This window comes from Natrinema sp. CRL1 (genome assembly GCF_059162405.1).
In genome coordinates this window covers 386181-405588 of record NZ_JBLVOY010000004.1, presented here as the reverse complement: position 1 = coordinate 405588, position 19408 = coordinate 386181, and the positions used below count along the sequence as shown (strand labels likewise).

Genomic DNA, 19408 nt, shown 5'->3' with positions numbered 1-19408 from the left:
GATAGGGCACCGGTTATAGGCCTTTTTCTTACGAACACCCCTCGAGAGTGAGAAGGCCGCTCGATCGGTCCTCGAACCGCATACCCACTCGAAAGGTTGATAACTGGATGTCAGTTACCGTCTACCCAATGAGTTCTGCCGTCGACGAGGACACTGCCAAGGCAATCAACACCGGACGGGAGACGCTCGGCGCACTGCTTTCAGGTGCCCAGCAACACCTCCAGAAGGTGTTTATCGTCTTCCTGCTGGGCTTCGTCGGCTCTTTCTATGCGCTGCGCGTGGTGATCTGGGATTTCCTCGAGGCGACCGCGAAGGGCCAGATGAACGAGGAGATCGCCGGCTCGACTGACATCATTACCCGGACGCCGTTCGAGGTGATCCTGCTGCAGGCCAAGATCGGCATGATAGCGGGGATCATCGTTGCGATTCCGGCCTTGCTCTTTTTCTCTCGAAAAGCGCTTCGCCGCCGCGGTTACACCAGTGCGATCCCGATTTCGAAGGGCTACATCGCCGGGTTCGTCGTAATGGCAATCTCGCTGTTCATGGCGGGTGTCATCTACGCCTACAGTATCTTCTTCCCGTACGCTTTCGGGTTCCTCGCGGGCAACGCCGTCAGTGCCGGCGTCAAACCCAGTTACGGGATCACCGAGTTCACCGAATTCATGGCGCTGCTGACGCTGTCGTTCGGACTCGCCGCCCAACTGCCGCTGTTGATGGGCGTGCTGTCCTACACCGAGATCATCCCCTACGAGACGTTCCGAGACAAGTGGCGACACGCCGTCGTCGGCATCGTCATCTTCGGGGCCCTGTTCTCGCCGCCGGACCCGTTCACACAGGTCATGTGGGCGATGCCGATGGTCGTCCTCTATGTCTTCAGCCTGGGACTGGCCAAGGTGGTCACGAACATCCGCCGGCGCGGCGCGGCGAACTCCGCCGGAACGGGGACCGCCCACGTCAAACGACGCGTCCTCCAGTTCGGCGGCGCGCTCGCCGTCGTTGCCGCCGCGATTACCGTCGCCGTCAATCAGGGCGGCTTCGGCTACCTCCGCGAATCGGTCTACCCCACGTTCCCGTCGTGGCTGCGACCCAGCGGGACGGGCGGACTCGAGACCGTGGCGATCGAACACGGCCTCCTCGGTGAGATCGCGGTCGGCCTGGCCATCGCTGCCGCCGTCGGCTTCGTCGTTTTACTCGGCTACACGATCCACGTGCTCCAACAGCCCGTCTATCCGCGAGAGGACGACATTCGACGGGCGGACTCCCACGAAGACATCGACTTCGAGACGCTCGCGGTCGAGGACATCGAGGACGTGTCGACGCAGGTCTTCCGGACGATGAGCGAGGAACAGGCCCTCGAGTACTCCCGGCAGGCCATGTACGACGACGACCGGGCGAAAGCCGAGGCCATCCTCGATCGCTTCGATACGATCCAGGAGGCGGGCGGCGAGAGCGAGTCGGCCGGCTCGGGGGACGCGGCCGCGACGGGCGGAGCCGGTGCGGACGGAGACGACGAGAGTCTCGTCGCGAGCACCGCGGCCGGCATGCTCGACCCGTTCACTGAAGAGGAGACTGACGAGGACGACATCGGCGGCTACGCCTACGACATCGCCTTCATCTTCAACAGTCTCACCTCGAAGGTGTTCCGGATCGTCGGGCTCTTCATGCTCGTCATGGGCGGCAGCTTCTTCTGGCTCTACTCGGGCGGGCTCGGCAACGTCCTCAGGCTCTTTCTCGATCGGGTTCCCCGAGACGTGCTCGAGGAGGTCGTCGCGGAGGGCGTCGATCCGTCGACGTTGAGTCTCGCCGAACTCGTCGAAGCGATGGACATCGTCGTCGCCTTGCACCCGGTCGAGGTACTCATCTTCGAGGCGAAGATAAGCGCCTTGGCCGGGCTCGTCGCTACGTTGCCCGTGATCCTGTTCTACGCCTGGCCACCCGCCAAGGAGCGCGGACTGGTCTACGGCGACCGTCGCACGTTCGTCGTCTGGGGCGGCGGCCTCCTTGCCGGCTTCGCCGTCGGGACCTACCTCGGGTTCTTCTGGGTCGCACCGACGATCATCTCGTATCTGGTCTCGGACGCGCTCAGCAACGGGATGGTCATCTCCTACCGGATCAAGAGCTTCTTCTGGCTCGTGATCTTCACGACCGTCGGCATCGGCTTCCTGCTGAACATCATCGTCACCATGGCGTTGTTCCACGCCGGCGGCATCATCAGCTACCGCTCGATGCTCGAGCGCTGGCGGCCGCTGGTCGTCGGCATCTTCGTCGTCGCCGCCTTCTTCAGCCCGAAGGGGATCCTCATGATGCTCATGTTCGCGATCCCGATTTCGGTCACGTACCTGCTCGGCCTCGCGGTCCTCTACGTCCTGACTGCCGGCGGCAGGCTGTTCGGTGGCGGCGGGGGCGGCTCGGCCGCCGACGCCGACCCGGACAGCGACACCGGTGGGACCGTCGTGGAATAACGATGCGGTGCCGCGAGCCGACGGCTTAAGTCGGGGGCTTGCGAACGGCTACCCAGACTGATGCCAAAGATCAGCGTCGAAATCCCACAGGAACTCCTCGACGACTTAGACGATCACGTCGGCGACGACGGCAAATTCGTCAACCGCAGCGACGCGATCCGTTCTTCGATCCGCAAGAACCTGGATATCCTAGACGAGATCGACAAACGCCACGATCGCCTCGAGGATCAAGAATAGCAAGCCGGCCGGTCGTAACGCGGTCAGTCTCGGTCGATCCGCTGTGCGAACCCGAAGTTCGGCTTGACGTCTTCGACGCGGACGGTGACGGTCTCGCCTTCTACGGTGTCGGGGACGAACAGCCGGTAGCCGTCGACGCTCGCCATTCCGTCGCCTTCGTTACCGACGGCCTCGATTTCGACCTCGAGTTCGTCGCCCGGCCGCACCGAGGCCGTGAGCCGACCCTTGCCGATGAAGTAGACCTCGGAGGACTCGTCGCGGCTGGCCTTCGGCGAGGTCGCACGAACGTACTGGAATTCCTCCTCGACGTCCGCTCGGAAGTCGTCAACATCGGGCCCCTCGAAGACCTTCACGACGAAGTCCCCGCCGTTGTCGAGGAGTTCGATCGCGGTCTCGAAGGCCTGTCGCGCGAGGTGCAGCGAGCGGGCCTGATCGAGCGAGTACTCGCCGGACATGTTAGGTGCCATGTCCGAAATCACGACGTCGACCGGGCCGCCGGCGGCATCGATGACTCGATCGCGCGTTTTCTCCTCGGTCATGTCCCCGCGGAGCGTCTCGACGTTGTCGTGGTCGTCGAACTCCTTGATCCGCTGGAAGTCGACCCCGATGACGTTCCCCTCCGGGCCGACCTCCTCGGCGGCGACCTCGAGCCAGCCGCCCGGTGCCGCACCGAGGTCGACGACCGTGTCGCCACGGTCGATGACGTTCTCGAGTTGGTCGAGTTGTTTGAGCTTGTAGGCCGCTCGCGAGCGATACCCCTCCTGTTTCGCTTTGTTGTAGTAGTGGTCTTTCCCTGCCATCAGCGTGTCACTCAGTTATCGCGACTAGCCGGTCGAGACGGATAGGTGTCGCGACTCGTCGTTTCGACGGCCGAACGGACGAGACGGGAGCTACGAGGCCGACCCGGTCCGGAGAGCGAGCGTCTTCTGGATGAGCTGTCGGGCCGCCATCGAGCAGACGAAATACCAGACGAGCCACGTCTGCATCGGGCCGACGAGCGATTGCTGCCACGTGACCGAGCCCGCGAGCGGGACGACCAGCCCCGCTTCGCTGGCACCGAGGTGGCCGCCGCGGACCTTCCAGCGGAGCCAGAGGAAGACCGGAATCGTCAACAGCATGATCCAGACCATCGGCCGGAACTGCAGTTTGAACATGCCGAGCTGGTCGCCGGCGGCCGCCATCTGTTCCTCCCGAATCCGCTCGAGGGCCTCGTCGTCGCCGCGCTCGCTCGCCGCCTCCTTTCGCTCCCGGAGGGCTTCCAGCCGCCGTTTGTACTGTGCGAGTTTCTCGTGGTCCATCAGGCGGGACTGTAACACGGTCGAATAGAGGCCAGTGGCAACCGCGAGGAAGATAATACTGAAATGGAACGGCACGAGTTCGGTGACGGGGCCGAGCACGACGCTCTCGACCGACGCGACGACGTTCCGGATCTGTAAATTCCAGTAGCCGGCGAACAGCAGCAGTGCGAACGCGCCCGCGGCCTTGTCCGCGGTCGTCCACGACGGAGACTCGATATCGTCCAGTCCCGTGTGCTCGGCGGACTCGTCGTCCGTCCCCGTGCGCTCGGACGGCTCGTCCCCCTCGAGAAGCCGTTCGACTCGGTCGGGCTCTGCGATCGCGAACCCGGCTCCGGCGCTGACGAGGACCTCCCGTTCGATGAGTCGCCCCCACTGATCGCTCGACAGGGAGTCCCTGACATCGCGCCACTCGAGTTCGTCCGCCCCACCGTCAGATCGTTCGTAGACGACGACGAGGGCCTCGCGGACCGACTCGTTCTCGAGGAGTGCCGCCAACTGATCGATAGGCATTCGCTAGCCGAGCCTCTTAGCTACCAAATTATCAACCCTTTCGTTTCGGTGATTCGTTCTCTCTTCGGTTCTGACCGATCGACGGGTATCGAAATCGAGCCAACAGTTCGGTTCGCGACGCCCGCTCAGTCGGAGTCCGTTCTCACCTCGACAACTGTCCGAGTCGGCCAACCCGTCCCGCCGACCGCGGTTCCGCCCGCGCGTAAAGGGTGGCTTTTTATGTCGACCGTCCGTACGCCGACCTATATGTTCAAGGCCATCGTGAGCGCCGAAACGCTCACCAGCGCGCTGGATTCGATCAGCGTGTTGGTCGACGAGTGCAAGATCCACCTCGAGGAGGACGGTCTGGAAATCCGGGCCGTCGACCCCGCGAACGTCGGGATGGTCGACCTCTCGCTCGATGCGGCTGCGTTCGAATCGTACGAAGCCGACGGCGGGCTGATCGGTGTCGACCTCTCGCGGCTGGAAGACATCGCTGGCATGGCCGAATCCGGCCAGCTCATCCAGCTCGAACTCGATGAGGAGACCCGGAAACTCCACATCCAGATCGACGGGCTCGAGTACACGCTGGCACTCATCGACCCCGATTCGATCCGACAGGAGCCGGACATTCCGGACCTCGATCTCCCCGGAGAGGTCGTCCTCGAGGGCAAAGACGTCAACCGCTCCGTGACCGCCGCCGATATGGTCTCCGACCACATCGCGCTCGGTGTCGACGAGACCGAGGAGTACTTCTACGTCGACGCGGAGGGCGACACCGACGACGTCCACCTCGAGTTGACACAGGAGGATCTGATCGACCTGCAGGTCGGCCCCGCCCACTCGCTGTTCTCGCTGGACTATCTCAAGGACATGAACAAGGCGATCCCCTCGGATACCGAGGTCACGCTCGACCTCGGCGAGGAGTTCCCCGTCAAGATCTACTTCGGCTTCGCGGAAGGGCAGGGACAGGTCACCTACATGCTCGCGCCGCGCATCCAGAGCGAGTAACGCCGTCGCAGTTTTCGCGGTTTTCGCAGTTGCTCGGTGTCGGCACCGATTACCGACGCCGTCGCTACGAGGGATCGATTCACTGGCGTCCCGTTCGTCGGACCACTTAAAAATACGATATGGAAAGGGGAGCGGCTACCGGGACACTCGCTCTCGGATGACATATGCCCTCCGCGAACGATTCCACGGACGAGTCGGAGCCACGGGACGACAGCCGCGTCACGACGTTCGACCCCGCCAGCGACCGGCCGAGCGAGGCCGTCGTCACCGCGGTCGCCGCGCTCCGAGAGGCGGAGCCGGCCGACCTCCCGCCGCTGTACGAGGTCGTCGATCCGGACGCGCTCGACTCTCTGGTCGAACACGCCCAGAGAGTCGGCGACGCGGGGACTCATCAGGTGTGGTTTACCTACGAGACGTTCGACGTCGGCGTCCGAACGGACGGCGAGATCCGGATTCGAGACGCTACCGCGACGGCCAGTTGAAGCGCCGTCCCGCTCGAGCACCCTCACTCGAGGGTCCCGCCGGCGCGGCCGGCGCGGCGGTCGGTCTCCTGTTCGTCCAGAAATGCGAGCAGTTGCTCGTTGACGTCGTCGGCGTTCTCGATGAAGAAGAGGTGCGAGCCGCCCTCGACGAGTTCGAGACGACTGTTCGAGATCTTCTCTTCGAGCAGTCGCGCGTTCTCGACGGGGACGACCCGGTCGTCCGTCCCATGGAGGATCAGCGTCGGCACGCGGACTGCATCGAGACGGTCGCTGACATCGAAGTTCAGGACGGCGGCGGCCTGGGCCTCGCGAGCGGGGTCGTCGGCGTCTTGCTCGAGTCGCCACTCGAGGATCCGATCGATGAGGTGCGGGTTCCGGTTCGTAAAGCGATCGTTGAACGCGGGCCGCATCCGGTGGCGGAGCGTCTCCCGCTCGCTCGCCCCGTCGGGCGTGTCGAACATGTGTGCTTGCGTTTCGTCGGGCACCGGTGCCGCGTCGGGGCCGCCGTGGGACGTACAACAGAGGGTCAGCGACTTCGCCCGGGAGTACTCGATCGCGTAGCGTTGGGCGATCATCCCGCCCATGCTCGCGCCGACGATGTGGGCGTCGTAGATCCCCGCGTCGTCGAGGACGGCCTCGAGGTCGGCGGCCAACCCACCGATCGAGTAGCCGGCCAGTTTGAGGAGCACGGGGGCGCGGAGTTTGGCTGGCAGCCGCGATACCAGCGGCGGGAGGCCGGTGTCCGACCGGCCGGTCCCCCGGTTGTCGGGGGCAACCACGTCGTATTCGCTGGCGACGGCCTCGCGCTGCCAGCGCCACATCCACCGACCGAATCCGAGTCCCTGTACGAACACGACCGGCGCGCGCCGCCGTCCCTCGCTTCGGTCGTACTCGTAGTAGATCGACACGCCGTCTCTCGTCGCCTGTGGCATACTCGAGTCGACGTGTCGGACGCCCTTGAAATCGATCCCCGAGAACGGGGGCCGACGCTGACTCGTCGCGCGATCGGCCGGCGAGTGCCGGTAATACGATTTTACCGTCCGCGGCGAGCGACCGGCAGCGGGACCGACGGGCGCCGGCGCTCGCCGATTCGTCGTTCGGCCGGACGACCCCGAATAAAAGACGATTGTGCTAATCAGCGCGTTTATCCCATCGGAGTAATATCGTTTTACCGATGCAGCGACTTCACGCCCGATACCCGTTTCTCGAGGCGGCCCGCGAGTCCGTCGCGACGGAGGCGGTCGATCTGGCGACCGTCGTCGAGCAGGATCGGGCGGTCGTCGACCGCGCGCGACAACGCGTTATCACCGCGATCGAAACGGGTGAGATCGGAGACCCACACCGCGACGCCCGCATCGAACTCCTGTCCTACCCCGTCGCACGGGTCCTCGTCTCGATGGTCGACGAACGCGTACTCGTACGCAAGTACGCTCGAGCCGAGGCCGCGACGGCCTACGAGCGGTTTACCGCCGACATGGCCGATACGACCGAACTGAAAAGCATCGAGTCGACGGGATTGGAACTCGAGGAACTGCTCGCGGAGTTCGACCTGCAAGCGGCGGTCCGAGAGGCCGACGACGAGTACCGGATCGACGTCGGCACCTATCTGCCGCTGGCCGAAGACCTCTGGGACGACGAGTGGCGACTCGTTAATCAACCACTGGAGGCCGGCGAGATCCCCGTCGACGAGGACGAACTGCTCACGCTCCTTCGGGAGGCGATCCGAGGTCGCATCGAAGACGGGCTCCCCTTCGAAGTGCCAGACGCCATCGCGTCCGCACTCGAGGACGACACCGCCGAGATTCGAGAGGTACTCGCCGACCTCGAGTTGACACAGGACATCGATACCGTCGTGCCGGACCTGTTCCCGCCGTGTATGAAGGCCCTGCTCGACCAGATTCAGAAAGGTGAGCACCTGCCCCACCACTCCCGGTTCGCGATCACCGCCTTCCTGACGAGCATCGGGATGACCACCGACCAGGTCGTCGACCTCTACCGCGTCAACTCGTCGTTCGGCGAGGAGATGACTCGCTATCAGACCGACCACATCCGCGGGGATAGCTCGCCGACGGAGTACTCCGCCCCCTCGTGTGCCACTATGCAGTCCTACGGCGACTGCGTGAACAAAGACGACCTCTGTGAACGGATTCCACACCCGATGGCCTACTACGAGCAGCGGATCGACGACGCCGACGACGAGGAACTCGAGGACTGGCGAGAAAGCGAGGGCGACGGTGATGGCCAGTCCGCAAGCGGCGACTAACCCGGCGAACGGGCTCCGCGCTCGAGCGAAGACCCGATGATTAGTCTTTCAGGGGATCGTCCGACAGTTCCTCGGCCTGCTGGTGGATATCTTGGAGCGCCCGTTCCTGTTCGCCACGAGCGATGCCGCCGGATTCGACGTGGCGACCCCCGTACTGCCAGGACGGGATCGCGTCCCAGACGTTCGAGTGCCCGTCGTCGTCAGTTCCGTCAGCTGCCGACTGATTCTCCGTTTCCGATCGTCGCCACGCGAGCCCGATTGCGAGACCAGACAGGACGAGCAACCCACCGATGGCGGTGACCGGATCGACGACCGCTGTCGACCAGATGAACAGCGGCGAACCGAGCAACGCGACCGTGACGACGACAGCGACGCGGCCGAGTCGGGACCGATAGCGTCGAGTCGGCGTCTCGTCGGCACTCACCATACCGAGTGTCAACCGCCCAAGGAGAAAAACGTACCGACGGGTTCAGAACGTGCCCTGTGCGTCGACGTCGTCATCGTCGTTCGACTCGAGGCCGTCCTCGGGGTCGTTCACCGTGTAGGCCAGTACGATGCCGACAACGGTCATCAGGAAGATAAAGCCGATGATGACCCCGACGAGCATCTGACCGCCCTCGGGCGAGAGCGTGCTGGTTTCGGTTCCGTAGGCGGAGCCGACGTAGACCATGGCCGCGATCATGAGGGCGACCGACCCCACGGATACGGCGATTTCAACGATCTGTTCGCGTTCGACCATTGACTAATCGGTTTCGTCGGCCCGGTGAAAAGCGCTTCGAAGGGGTCAGGCGGCGTCGATTCGGGTCCGACTACGGGAGCACGCTCGAAATTAAGGTGGTACTTGAGAATGCAGGCGCGGCCGTTATTGCCCTCGAGACCCTATTAACGTCGAATAGCCAGCCGACCAGCGAACCCCCTCTCGACGCACCTATGAAAACAATAGCGTCACCGAAAGCACCGCTTCACGTCCCGTCTCCCGACCACCTCACGGAGCGCTCGCGCCGGGCGCGCACCGAACCGATGTCGGTGTTACCCCTCGGCGACGGCCTCTACGAGGTCGAGTCCGCGAGCGACCACACCTACCTCGTCGATCTCGAGGCGGGCAGGTGTACCTGTCCGGATCACGTCTTCCGCGAGGCACGCTGTAAACACATTCGCCGGGTTGCGATCGAAATCACGGAAGGCCGCACCCCGCCGCCGGGAAAAATCTCGGTCACCTGCCACGACTGCGACGAGACGACGTTCGTCGAAGAGGACGCGACCGAACCGTTCTACTGCGACGAGCACGCGATCTTCCCCGGCGACACCGTTATCGACCGCGAGACGGGCGACCGCCTCACCGTTGTCGACGTCTCGGATCTGCGAGCCGACGCCGTCGAAATCGGCGCGGCCGACTGCACCGTCGCCGAGTACGCAACGAACGAGGGGTACGACCCCGACGTGCCCGCCGTCGGCGCGGTCTACCCCCACGCCACCGTCGCCCGCAACGGCGTCGTCCCCTCGTCACTGAAAGTCTACGTCTTCCCGCGGACCCGCCTCGAGGCGGCGGCGTAGGCCGGTTCCAGCCGCCCGATTTTCCGAGTGCGATGCCGTCCGATCAGCGGTGCTCCCGCTCGAGGAACTCGAGCACTGCCACCCGACGGTTCAGATTCCCGGGTTCGACAAGACGGGCGGGACAGATTACTCGAGCAGTTCAGCGGCCTCGTCGACGTCCATGACGCCCTGCTTGACGGCGTTGAGCACGCGTAGAGTGTCCTCGTCCGGGCCGTCGTCACCGGCGTTGCCGACTTCCTCGAGCGTGACTTTCTCGGACTGGCCGGTGAACTCGGGGAAGTCGGTGCCGTCGGCGAGGGCCGTCTCCTTTTTGACGCGGTAGTTCCCGCCGTCGGTGACGTGGAGGTCGCCGGGGTGGAAGAAGTACCAGTCCTCGCGGTCGAAGCGGACGCCGATCCGGGGTTTCGCGCCGAAGTTCCGCGCGAAGAACGTCAGCGCCTCGACCTCCTCGCCGGTGAGATAGATCGGGTCGCCGGAACTCGACTTCGCCTCGATCGCGTAGAACTGCTCGCCGTCGCCGGCGAGTACGTCGGGGAGTTCCCGTTCGGTCGCGGAGCCGCTGGCGGGCGCACGCATCACCGCGAAGCCGGCCCCGTCGAGTTCGTTGACGAGTTCCCGCTCGCGGCGGTCGCCCTTCGCCTGAGACATATCACTCCCTCACCACCGGTCGATAATAAAGGACCGGACGGCGCTGCGATCGCGTCAGCCGAATCCTACAGTGGCACGGTCGCTACGAGTTCGACCAGCAGCGAGGTCGTCGGCTCCCCGGTCTCGAGGTCGTACTCGAGGGCGATGTAGAGCAGCCCGAACTGGACGGCGTTGAACGCGGCGTGGGCGGCGATCGGAACGAAGAGATTGTCCGTTTTCGCGTAGAGGTAGCCGAAGATCAGCGCGCCGCCGAAGACGACCGTGACCGGAACAGCGGTCGCGAGCAGCGATTCGGAGAGAACGGCATAAACCGGGAAGTGAATCAGCCCGAAGATGGCGCTGGCGATGACGACCGCCTGCGGGCGCGAGAAGGCGTCATAGAGGCGTTTCTGGACGATATTTCGGTAGAGAAATTCCTCGGTCGGCGCGTTGAAGAAGAAGACGATGACGATCATGACGAGCACCATCGTCTGATCGTCGCCGATATAGGTCGTGACCGAGTTGTCCGCGGTCGGCAGCGAGAGAAACTGCACGACGACGCTGATGAGGACGTAAAAGGCGAGGCCGCCGAGGATGCCGGCGAGGATATAGCCCCAGTCCCGTCGCGTCGGCGTTCGCAGATCGACGTACGACCAGCCGCGGTCGGTGACGGCGAGGTAAAGGCCGCCGACGAGGGCAAAGCCGACGAACCCGAGGATCAACACCAGCGCGCGGCTGCCGATCGACGCCTGCGTCGGCGTGTTGATCAACCGCGGCTCCAGCACGAACGCAGGGATCGTCGTCACCTGTTGGGACCCGAGTCCGACGATCGCGAGCGCGGCGGCGACGAGTATCGAGCGGAGCGGCCCGTCGGTCCGACGGCGGGACGGTGTTTCCATGCGACGTAGTACGGCCACCGGACCCTTGGGCGTTCCTCTCCCGAACTCGAGCCGTCATGGCCGCACAACCGGCCTCACTCCGCCGGGACCGCGGACTCGTCGGCGAACAACTGCGCTAACAGCCGCTGTTGGCCGATCCGCAGGTGTCGATTGACCGTCGGCTGGGTCACGCCGAGCATCTCGGCGATCTCCTCGCCGGTGCTCTCGCGGGGCCAGTCGAAGAAGCCGGCGAAGTAGGCCGTCCGCAACACCTCGAGTTGCCGGTCGGTCAGCACGTCGAACAGGGAGGTGACGAGTTCGCTTCGGGTCCCCATGGAGCGTTCGACGTGGCGACGAGCCCGCAGTTCGGCGGTCGCGTACTGCTCTCCGAGCACGTCGACGAACTCGCGGACATCGGTGCCTGTCGGCACGTCGACGGTGAGGTCCAGCCGGTCGCCGTCGGCGCGCATCGAACGCGGACTGCCGCCGCGGCGGACCAGCCCCGCGGCGAGGACATCGCCCGCGACGGTCACCTCGAAGCGACAATCGCCGTCCGCCTCGCTGATCAGTCGGTACGATGTGACCGAAACCAGGTCCTCGAGGGCCGCCTGTACGTCCTCGGCTGGGACGCCGCTGGTCTCGAAGAACAGCAACGTCTCGTCGGCGGAGTGGGCACCGAGTCCCTCGTACTCGACGTGTGCTCCCGTCGCCGTCGCGACCCGCGAGAGGAGGTCGTTCGAGCCCTCGAGCCGGAGGGTAAGTTCGAGCAGCGTCTCGGCGTGGAGTGCCTCTCGCGTTTTGATGGCGGTGATCGCGTTCGCGATCCCCTCACCGAGTTCCGTCAAGACCGTCCGCTCGAGGTCGTCGAACGCGCCCGGCTCGTCGGCGTAGACCGTGAGGACGCCGTAGGTGTACTCCGCGTCGGAGAGCGGGACGCTGATGACCGATTGGAATCCGCGGTCCAGCGCCTGTCGTCGCCAGCCCTCGCCCTGCAGCCCGTCGACGGTGTTCGAGACGACCGTCGGCGTTTCGCTTCGGGCGGTCCGGACCGCCGGTTCGGCCGACGCGTCGTATTCGAGGGACACGTCGTCTAAATACGCCTGCCCGGAGCCGGCCCACGCACGGGGCTCGAGGCGGGTGCTACTGGCGTCGAGGACCCCGATCCACGCAAAGGAGACCGCGCCGGCCTCGAGCAACCGCTCGGGGACAGTTCGTTCGATCTCCTTGCGGCCGTCCGCGCCGATGAGCACCTGATCGATCCGCCTGATGAGTTCCGTGGTCTCGATCTGGCGGTTGAGCCGCCGGTTTCGTTCCTCGAGTTGGGCTTCCCGCTCGCGGAGGCTGGCCTCGCTCTCGAGGCGGTCGAACGCGGCCTCGGTCGTGGCCACGAGCGTCTCGATCAGTTGCCGGGCCTCGGCGTCGATCGGGTCGCCACCCGACGCGACCACGAAGACGCCGTGGTCGCCGATCGGCACGACGATCCCGCTTTCGACGTTCGGGCCGAAGACCCGCGACCGGTCGAACGAAGCCGAATCGTCGACGACCGTCCCCGCGCCGGTCACGTAGGCGTTCCAGAGGACGGAGTCGCCGTCGCCGACGGGGACCGACGGCGCGCCGTCACAGAGCCGTTCGAATTCGTCGGTGGCGGCGATCGGCTCGAGTCGGTTCACGTCGGAATCGAGCCCGTAGACGGCCACGCTCGAGGGGGCGAGGATATCGGCCGCCGTCGCGACGACCAGCTCCGCGACCTCCCGGTCGGAATCGGTCCCGAGCAACTCGCGGGCAGCCCCGTGGAGCGACTCGAGGGCCAGTTCGCGTTCCTTGCGCTCGGTGATGTCTTGGATCGTCCCGCGGACGCCCACGATTTCGTCGCCGTCGGCCGCCGGTTGGCCGTCCGTGGGACGAGGTCTGTCCCCGTCAGCTCGGACGGGTTCGCCGATCGAGCGAACCCACCGTTCGTCCCCGTCGGTCGTCAGCATGCGGTGTTCGATCTCGTAACTCTCGCCGTCCTCGAGTACCGCGTCGACGGTGCCGAGGACGGCCCGCCGGTCGTCCGAATGCGGGAACGAAGCGGCCAGTTCGGCATCGACCGTCTCGTCCAGCGGGAGGTCGTACAGTCGACGCAGCCCGTCGGTGAACGTGACCTCCTGTGAGCCGTCGCGGATATCGAGTTCCCAGCCGCCGATCCCCGCGAGCCGCTCGGCCTGCTCGAGCAGTTCCGTCGTCCGCTCGAGGTCGTATTCGCGCTCCTTGCGCTCAGTGATATCCCGGAGGACGCCCGCCGTCCCGCTGAACTCGCCGTCGACCATCGGCAACAGCGCCATGTGGTTCTCCGTTTCGATCATGTCGCCGTCGGCGGTTTCGAGAGTCATCTCGAACGTCCGGGACGGTTCGCCGGCGCGGAGTGACTCGCGGGTGTGCTCTCGTGCGATCTCGAGGTCGTCGTCGGCCAGGACCGTCGAGACGTGCTCGCCGAGCAGGTCCTCTGGGTCGTAGCCGGCGACCGAGGTCGTGGCGTCGTTCAGGAAACGGAAATTCCCGTCCGCGTCGAGGGTGTATACCAGTTCGTCGAGCGCCTGAATGATCGCCTCGGCGCGCTCGAGTTCCCGCTCGCGCTCCTTGCGGTCGGTGATGTCTTGGACCGCCCCGTGAAGCGAGACTACCTCGCCGTCGACCCGGACCGGCTCGCCGATGCTCCGCACCCAGCGGATCTCCCCGTCGTCGCTCCGTATCCGGAGTTCCAGATCGTACGCCTCGCCGTCTGCGAGCGCCCGGTCGATCGCCCGACTGATCTGGGGACGATCGTCCGGATGATAGAACTCGAGCGCGCGCTCGAGATCGACGTCGTCGTCGGGCGGAACGCCGTGGATTCGGTAGACTTCATCGGTCCATCGAACCTCGGGCGGCGACTCGGTCACGTCGAGTTCCCACGCGCCGACAGCCGCTAGCTGCTGGGACTGTTCGAGCAGGTGTGTGGTCCGCTCGACGCGGTGTTGTTTCTCCCGGTGCTCGCTGATGTCGCGGCCGATCCCCGCGAGGACCGTCTCTCCCGCCGGGTCCTCGAGCGGCGCGGCGACGAACTCGTAGGGAACCCGCTCACCGGATTTCGTTTGGAGCTCCGCTTCGGTCCGGGTATCGCCCGTCTCGAACGCGACCTCGACAGCGGTCGAGATCCGCGACCGGTCCGCTTCGTCGAAGAAGTCGACGGCGTGCATCGCCGCGATTTCGTCGTCGGCGTACCCGGTCACCGCGGCGAGGCTCTCGTTCCAGCGCTGAATCTCGCCGTCCGTATCGAGGATGTAGAAGATGTCGTCTAACGCGTCTAGGACGTCGTCGGTAAACGCCTGCGCCCGCTCGAGGCGTCGCTCTCGCTCCCGGATGGTCCGAACGGACGCGCGGCGTTCGAAGGAGTGGCTGATCCAGCGAGCCATCAGGTCGACGAACGACGTTTCGGCCGGCGTGAACGGGTCGTCTCGCGGCTCGCGGCTCAGGAAACAGAGCGTGCCGTAGCGATCGCCCTCGACGACGATCTTCCCGCCGACGTAGCAGTTGATCCCGAGGTCGGCGGCAGCGGGGTGGTCCGCCCGCTCCGTCGCCGCGGCGTCGTAGATTCCGAGGATGTCGTCCGACGCAATAGTGTCGCGGCAGTAAATCGTCGACAGATCCAGGTCGGTCCCCTCGAGGTCTGCGTCGTGTCCGACGGCCGTCTCGACGGTGTACCGGACGGTCGACTCGTCGATCCGCGAAACGAGTCCCGTCTCGAGGCCCAGCCGGTCACAGCCGAGTTCGAGCAGCCGGCGAACTTTCGTCTCGCCGTTGAGGTCCGGATCGGACGTGATCCGGTACAGTTGTCGCCGAGAGTGTTCGCTTTCGGTGCGCCGTCGCTCGCGCTCGCGGACCGACGCGGCCAGCTCGTCGACGACCGCCGCGAGCCGGCCGACTTCGTCGTCTCGGTCGATCGTGAAGTCGACCGGCCCGTCGTGGGCTGTCCCGTCACTGGGCTCGTCGGCAAACGGGGCCGGTTCGTCACTCTCGATTCGCGAGACGAACCGCTGCAAATCGTCGGTCAACCGTTCGATATCGTCCGTCCGGTCGGAGCCGCTCCGGGCAGCGAGACCCAGCAGAAAGAGGCCCGGTCCCGGCACCGTCCCGACTCCCACCGTCGTGAGATCAGGAATCGACGTCCCGGTCCCGACGGCAAGTAGTACGCCGATGACAACGAGGGGGGCCGCAAATAGCCGCCGCGGAGCATCCGCGAGCGTCCCGGTCTGGACCGCGGTACCGTCCATGCCCCACCTATGGAACGACCGGCAATGACACGAGTGGTTAGTTTTGCATAGCAACAGTAAAATATCATATTTTATATTATCGGGAAGTAGTGAGGAACGTTCGGCCGAAGTGACTCCGACCCGAGCCGTCAGCCGATCGAAGTCACCCGCCGGTCCACGATCTGCCGGGACACTATACACGTAGTGTCGAATCCGCGGCGAAATTACGTGTATAACGGATAGGCGGATACCGGTCGGTCGCCTCGGTGTAGCCAAGATGCACGGAACCACACTGGACTACCATAGCGATTCTATCAGTCTGCGGATCGTCGAGGCGCTTGCGGACGCGACCGGTACCGACGCACACGACCTCGACCCGCTGTACAACGTCGTCGATCCCGAGGCGCTCGACCGACTCTGTGGACCCGACTCGAGCGCCGAGGTTCGCGTCGAGTTCGAGTACGACGGAGCGGTGGTCGAGGTCGGCAGCGACGGTACCGTCGCGGTCGACGGGACAGTCCATGACAGCGGGTAGCCGGCGACGGGACGACTCGAGTCCGGTGGGGATACGTAGCAAGCGGCAACCGCAAGTCACCACCCCGAATCAGCCCCAACTGCGAGGCTGCGATAGAATGAGTTCCGTCCACGAGAGAGTGCGATGTTAATTGCCACCCCGGAAACGGCCGAGTCGACCGAGCGAAAGCGACGATCGAAACTGCATCTGCTGTTGGTCGACGCCGAAGACGACCGCGAACACATCGAACGCGCGTTCGATGACGACATCGACCTCACCGTGAAGACGGCGGCCGCACTCGCGAACGCGCGGCATCGATTCGAGGAGATCGACTGTGTGATCCTCACGCCGCAACCGGCGGGGACCGAGTTCGACAGCGACGGCGATGGCGACGACGATGGGGCCGTCGACGACCGCCTCGAGACGATCAGAACTACCGCGGGCGATCTGCCGGTCGTCGTCCTCGCGGACGAGCGGACGGCCGATCTCGCGGCCGCAACCCGATCCTATGACTGGACCGCCGTCGTCGAACGCTCCGAGGCGGCCGGGCGACTCGCCGACCGTGTTCACGACCTCCTCGAGCGCTACCGGCTGGCAGCGCTATCGCGGCGGTCGCTCGCGAGCATCGAATTCGCCGGCGACGCGATCGGGATCGTCGACCCGGCCGGCGAGATCCAGTTCGCGAGTCGCTCGTTCGCGATGCAGTTCGGCGTCGATCACACCTCTCTCCCCGGCACGCCGTGGCGGGAGCTGTTTACCGCCGACGCGGTCGAACACCTCGAGTCGGTGGCGCTCCCGACGGTCACGGAGGGCTGGCGGTGGACTGGGACCTGTACCGGACGGCGACAGTCGGGCGGTACGTTCGCGGCCCGCGTTCGACTCGGCGGCCTCGAGGATGGGAGTCTGGTCTTCGTCGTCGACGAATCCGAGCGCGACGGGCTCGAGGAGTGACTGGCGGCTATAGTAGCCACTGAAACGATTTACACACTGACCGCGACGCTGTCGTTCGATCAGGTGTGCACTGACTTTCAGTGGCTACTATAGAAAGAAAGTGTCGCAGTTACGTTCCGTGGTCCCAACTATCCATATACTCGTGTTGCGTGTCGGTCAGGGAGTCGAAGTCGACGCCCTCGGCCTCGAGTTTGATCTCGGCGATCTCCTTGTCGAGGTCGTCGGGAACGTCGTGGACACCCGCGTCGTAGGCGTCGCCGTTCTCGAGCATTTCCCGCACGCAGACGGCCTGAATCCCGAAGGATTGGTCCATGACCTCGACGGGGTGGCCAAGCGAGACGGGCGCGGCGAGGTTGACGAGTCGGCCCTCGGCAATGACGTTGAGTTTCCGGCCGTCGTCCATCTCGTACGCTTCGACGCCATCGCGGGCCTCGTAGCGGTCGACCGCGAGGTCGTCTAAGGCCTCGAGGTCGATCTCGATGTCGAAGTGGCCGGCGTTAGCGAGCAAGACGCCGTCCTGCATCTTCTCGAAGTGCTCCTCGACGATGATGTCTCGGTTGCCCGTGGTCGTCAGGAACACGTCGCCGACTTCGGCGGCCTCGGCCATCGGCATCACGTCGTAGCCCTCCATGTGGGCCTCGAGCGCACGGCGGGGCTCGACCTCGGTGACGATGACGTTCGCGTTCTGGCCCGACGCCTTCTGTGCGACGCCTTTGCCGCAGTAGCCGTAGCCCGCGACGACGACGTTCTTGCCGGCCCACGAGAGGTTCGTGGTCATGGCGATGGAGGCCAGCGAGGACTCGCCGGTGCCGTGGACGTTGTCGAAGAGTCGCTTCATCGGCGTGTCGTTGACCGCGAAGACGGGGTACTCGAGCGCGCCATCGTCGTCCATCGCGCGCAGGCGGTGGACCCCAGTGGTCGTCTCCTCGGCCCCGCCGACGATGCCGTCGATCAGTTCGGGGTAGTCCTCGTGGATGGCGGCGACGAGGTCCATCCCGTCGTCGACGGTAATCGTCGGCTCGTGGGCGATAACGGCTTCGATGGCGGCGTAGTACTCCTCGTCGTCGACGCCGCGTTTGGCGTAGCTGGTGATGTTCTCGTGGGTATCCAGCGCCGCCGAAACGTCGTCGTGGGTCGACAGCGGGTTACAGCCGGTCACCGCGACCTCCGCGCCGCCCTCCGCGAGCGTCTCGACAAGCATCGCGGTCTTCGCCTCGACGTGCATCGCCATCCCGATGCGCTCGCCCGCGAAGGGCTGGTCGGCGACGAACTCCTCGCGGACGTGCTCGAGGATCGGCATGTGTTGGGCGGCCCAGTCCATCTTCCGGCGTCCCTCCTCGCGAGCGGACGCGACATCGTCCAGTTGCTCGCTGATCGGGGGATACTCGGTGTCGGTCATGGCTCGACAGAGTGGGACCGTGGCCAAAACGGTACCGAACCGCTCCGACGACTGACTCGAGCGGTCGTTCGGTTCCGGCCGCGAAACCGTGCCGGTCAGGGACTGAAAACGATCGGCGAGAATGGTGGGTGGGCCGCGGTCACTACGTGCCTAGTCGATGGGGGTGGTCGCGGTCGTTACTTGGAACCGGCGTGGCTCGGCGGGCCGCCACCGCTGCCGCCGTCGTCCCCGTCATTGTCGTCTTCATCGTCCTCGTCGTCGGCATCCTCGTCGTCGGTGTCGTCAGTCTCGCTCGCGTCGTCGGCATCTTCTCCGGACGACGGCCCGGCGTCGCTCGGCGGGCCGCGCTCGTCGTCGTTATCGGCGTCTTCGTCGTCAGCAGCGTCACTGGGCGCGCCGGCGTGGTCCGGCGGGCCACGCTCGTCGTCGTCATCGGCGTCTTCGTCATCATCAGCGTCGCCGGGCGGGCCGGCGTGACTCGGCGGGCCGGCGTGGCTCGGCGCGTTCCCCGGGTTGTTCGCGACGACGAAGCTCGCGACCGAGAGGCCGACCGACTCGTTGGAGTCGTTTTGCTGGCTCTCGGCGTACTCGGAGACGAGCGCACCGAAGTTCGTCGCGGTAGCGTTGTCCGACTCGTTGTCCGCGGTCTCGTTGTCGTCGAGGTCGTCGGTTTCGTTCGCGTCAGTCTCGTTATCGGCCAACTCATCGTCCGACTCGTTCGCGTCGTCGGTCTCGTTGTCGGCCACTTCGTCGTCCGATTCGTTGTCGTCAGTCGTCTCGTTTTGCTGAATCAGCGAGGGACTGACATCGGCGCTGTCGACGGAGCCCGCGTCAGCGGCCCCCGTATTCGCCCCTGCGGTCAGCGGTGCGAACACGGACGCACACAGTGCGACCGTCAATACGAGCGCGAACAGCCGTTTTCGTCTCATCTCGAGTCGAACATTCACGGATCCCTGAATAAACCCCGTCGGCGGT

The 19408-nt window shown here is 65.2% G+C and carries 18 protein-coding genes; 8 read left to right on the top strand and 10 right to left on the bottom strand.

Going from position 1 to position 19408, the window contains the following annotated elements; all coding sequences use genetic code 11:
* Positions 1-128: 128 nt before the first annotated feature.
* Together ACJYUO_RS16135 and ACJYUO_RS16130 are read left to right on the top strand one after the other, a co-directional pair.
* On the top strand, positions 129-2462 hold the full coding sequence (locus tag ACJYUO_RS16135; RefSeq protein ID WP_494346365.1) for a twin-arginine translocase subunit TatC: 2334 nt from the start codon (positions 129-131) through the stop codon (positions 2460-2462).
* Positions 2463-2522: 60 nt separating this feature from the next.
* Positions 2523-2699, top strand: coding sequence for a hypothetical protein (locus ACJYUO_RS16130; protein WP_007109894.1), 177 nt, complete (start codon positions 2523-2525; stop codon positions 2697-2699).
* Between the two features lie 23 nt (positions 2700-2722).
* Here ACJYUO_RS16130 and ACJYUO_RS16125 read toward each other — a convergent pair whose 3' ends face one another.
* Both ACJYUO_RS16125 and ACJYUO_RS16120 read right to left on the bottom strand, forming a co-directional pair.
* The gene (locus ACJYUO_RS16125; RefSeq protein WP_494346364.1) at positions 2723-3499 is read right to left on the bottom strand and encodes a 23S rRNA (uridine(2552)-2'-O)-methyltransferase; all 777 of its coding nucleotides are present in this window, start codon (positions 3497-3499) and stop codon (positions 2723-2725) included.
* 90 nt (positions 3500-3589) lie between these two features.
* Entirely contained in the window at positions 3590-4507 is a 918-nt protein-coding gene (locus ACJYUO_RS16120; RefSeq protein ID WP_494346363.1) for a DUF106 domain-containing protein, read from the bottom strand.
* 246 nt (positions 4508-4753) lie between these two features.
* Here ACJYUO_RS16120 and ACJYUO_RS16115 point away from each other — a divergent pair, with 246 nt between their 5' ends.
* The gene (locus ACJYUO_RS16115; RefSeq protein WP_494346362.1) at positions 4754-5497 is read left to right on the top strand and encodes a DNA polymerase sliding clamp; all 744 of its coding nucleotides are present in this window, start codon (positions 4754-4756) and stop codon (positions 5495-5497) included.
* Between the two features lie 164 nt (positions 5498-5661).
* On the top strand, positions 5662-5979 hold the full coding sequence (locus tag ACJYUO_RS16110) for a HalOD1 output domain-containing protein (RefSeq protein ID WP_494346361.1): 318 nt from the start codon (positions 5662-5664) through the stop codon (positions 5977-5979).
* Between the two features lie 23 nt (positions 5980-6002).
* On the opposite strand, the gene ACJYUO_RS16105 is transcribed toward ACJYUO_RS16110, so the two are convergent.
* Complete coding sequence (locus ACJYUO_RS16105; RefSeq protein ID WP_494346360.1) at positions 6003-6911, bottom strand: alpha/beta fold hydrolase; 909 nt, start codon at positions 6909-6911, stop codon at positions 6003-6005.
* A 242-nt stretch (positions 6912-7153) separates the two neighbouring features.
* Here ACJYUO_RS16105 and priL point away from each other — a divergent pair, with 242 nt between their 5' ends.
* Positions 7154-8242: a DNA primase regulatory subunit PriL gene (priL, locus tag ACJYUO_RS16100; protein WP_494346359.1), complete on the top strand. Its 1089-nt coding sequence runs from the start codon at positions 7154-7156 to the stop codon at positions 8240-8242.
* 40 nt (positions 8243-8282) lie between these two features.
* Here priL and ACJYUO_RS16095 read toward each other — a convergent pair whose 3' ends face one another.
* Positions 8283-8669: a hypothetical protein gene (locus ACJYUO_RS16095; protein WP_494346358.1), complete on the bottom strand. Its 387-nt coding sequence runs from the start codon at positions 8667-8669 to the stop codon at positions 8283-8285.
* A 42-nt stretch (positions 8670-8711) separates the two neighbouring features.
* Positions 8712-8981: a DUF7472 family protein gene (locus ACJYUO_RS16090; RefSeq protein WP_494346357.1), complete on the bottom strand. Its 270-nt coding sequence runs from the start codon at positions 8979-8981 to the stop codon at positions 8712-8714.
* A gap of 191 nt (positions 8982-9172) precedes the next feature.
* Between ACJYUO_RS16090 and ACJYUO_RS16085 the strand changes: the two genes are divergently transcribed.
* A complete protein-coding gene (locus ACJYUO_RS16085) occupies positions 9173-9796 on the top strand; it encodes an SWIM zinc finger family protein (protein ID WP_494346356.1) in 624 nt (207 codons plus the stop codon).
* A 126-nt stretch (positions 9797-9922) separates the two neighbouring features.
* On the opposite strand, the gene hjc is transcribed toward ACJYUO_RS16085, so the two are convergent.
* The 3 genes from hjc to ACJYUO_RS16070 all read right to left on the bottom strand — a co-directional run bounded on the left by hjc (position 9923) and on the right by ACJYUO_RS16070 (position 15590).
* Positions 9923-10444, bottom strand: coding sequence for a Holliday junction resolvase Hjc (gene hjc, locus ACJYUO_RS16080; protein WP_494346355.1), 522 nt, complete (start codon positions 10442-10444; stop codon positions 9923-9925).
* A 65-nt stretch (positions 10445-10509) separates the two neighbouring features.
* Positions 10510-11322: a CPBP family intramembrane glutamic endopeptidase gene (locus tag ACJYUO_RS16075; protein WP_494346354.1), complete on the bottom strand. Its 813-nt coding sequence runs from the start codon at positions 11320-11322 to the stop codon at positions 10510-10512.
* Between the two features lie 74 nt (positions 11323-11396).
* Positions 11397-15590, bottom strand: a complete 4194-nt coding sequence (locus tag ACJYUO_RS16070) for a PAS domain S-box protein (RefSeq protein WP_494346353.1) — start codon at positions 15588-15590, stop codon at positions 11397-11399.
* Positions 15591-15846: 256 nt separating this feature from the next.
* Between ACJYUO_RS16070 and ddfA the strand changes: the two genes are divergently transcribed.
* Together ddfA and ACJYUO_RS16060 are read left to right on the top strand one after the other, a co-directional pair.
* The gene (gene ddfA / locus ACJYUO_RS16065) at positions 15847-16104 is read left to right on the top strand and encodes a DdfA family disk-determining factor (RefSeq protein WP_494346352.1); all 258 of its coding nucleotides are present in this window, start codon (positions 15847-15849) and stop codon (positions 16102-16104) included.
* A gap of 123 nt (positions 16105-16227) precedes the next feature.
* Positions 16228-17034, top strand: a complete 807-nt coding sequence (locus ACJYUO_RS16060) for a PAS domain S-box protein (RefSeq protein ID WP_494346351.1) — start codon at positions 16228-16230, stop codon at positions 17032-17034.
* 109 nt (positions 17035-17143) lie between these two features.
* Here ACJYUO_RS16060 and ACJYUO_RS16055 read toward each other — a convergent pair whose 3' ends face one another.
* Both ACJYUO_RS16055 and ACJYUO_RS16050 read right to left on the bottom strand, forming a co-directional pair.
* Positions 17144-18433, bottom strand: a complete 1290-nt coding sequence (locus ACJYUO_RS16055) for an adenosylhomocysteinase (protein WP_494346350.1) — start codon at positions 18431-18433, stop codon at positions 17144-17146.
* Positions 18434-18609: 176 nt separating this feature from the next.
* Positions 18610-19362, bottom strand: a complete 753-nt coding sequence (locus ACJYUO_RS16050) for a hypothetical protein (RefSeq protein ID WP_494346349.1) — start codon at positions 19360-19362, stop codon at positions 18610-18612.
* Positions 19363-19408 lie beyond the last annotated feature (46 nt).